We start from the raw sequence: 896 nt of genomic DNA on the forward strand, positions 1-896 counted from the left end.
GTTACTGTGAGAGCCGCCGGAATGATCGGAACCGCTGTGACCCGCGTGACCACCGCCTGTACCGCCAACGCCACCACCGTGACCACCACCACCTCCGTTACCGTTACCGCCACCACCTCCGTTACCGCCGCCACCACCATCCTTCGCAAAGGCGGAGCTCATGACAGACAGATCAACAGGCAGTAATGGGGCTGCTGCAAGCATCAGGGCGCAGGACATTACAGCAACGAGACTCTTGTTTTTTAAAAGCATGATTGCTTCCATAGGGTTGTGATATCGCATGCTTAAGACGCATTTGACCCCAGACAGTTCAAGTCCCGCGACAGGAGGAATATGTGTTTGCGAACCCACCGCATTCGCCACCACGGATCAATCAAAAGCCCCGTTGAGAACTTCGTAAACAAGTCCGGTTGCCAGCGCAACCAATATCAAATCGGTGCCCGCTTGTTGCCATTCATATCCATCATAATGAGGCAGCCTGCCAACTAGCCGACCGTCCAGTTTTTTGGCAATGCCGGGTGGAAGTGGTTTGCCACGGGCGAGGTTCTTTTGAATGCCAGGCGGCAAGGCAGGCGCGGGACTCCAGTAGTCCTGATACCCGCCAATAATCCCCATAACGTTCGCATGATTGATAGTTGGGCCGTTATCCCAATCGCTGCCATTGGAATGCTTGCCTTGGCCACCCTGGTTGCCATGAACTTCACTGTTATGCGGGTTGCCCTTGCCGTTTCCCTGGCCTTTTCCATTGCCGGGGTCGGCTAATGCCGTGGTTGAGCCGCAGAACAGCGCAAGGCATGTAACGGCTGCAATCAATGGGCGAAATCTGAACATATGTCGCTCCTTTATCTTAGTGGGACGTCTTTGAATTTAACTCTCCACACCAAATGACACACTGA

General features: G+C 54.0%; 1 protein-coding gene and 1 pseudogene. Both read right to left on the reverse strand.

The window, feature by feature from the left end; translation table 11 throughout:
• Window positions 1-252 (reverse strand): annotated as a pseudogene (locus AC1DRJ_RS30050) (hypothetical protein); the annotation flags it as partial.
• Window positions 253-369: 117 nt separating this feature from the next.
• Window positions 370-831, reverse strand: a complete 462-nt coding sequence (locus AC1DRJ_RS30055; RefSeq protein WP_477805321.1) for an anti-virulence regulator CigR family protein — start codon at window positions 829-831, stop codon at window positions 370-372.
• Window positions 832-896 lie beyond the last annotated feature (65 nt).

The sequence above is a fragment of the Pseudomonas sp. P5_B2 genome (assembly GCF_056400445.1).

Bases quoted from the DNA above. Each gene is read 5' to 3' on its own strand.
- AC1DRJ_RS30055 (WP_477805321.1), bottom strand. From the start codon at position 831: ATGTTCAGATTTCGCCCATTGATTGCAGCCGTTACATGCCTTGCGCTG.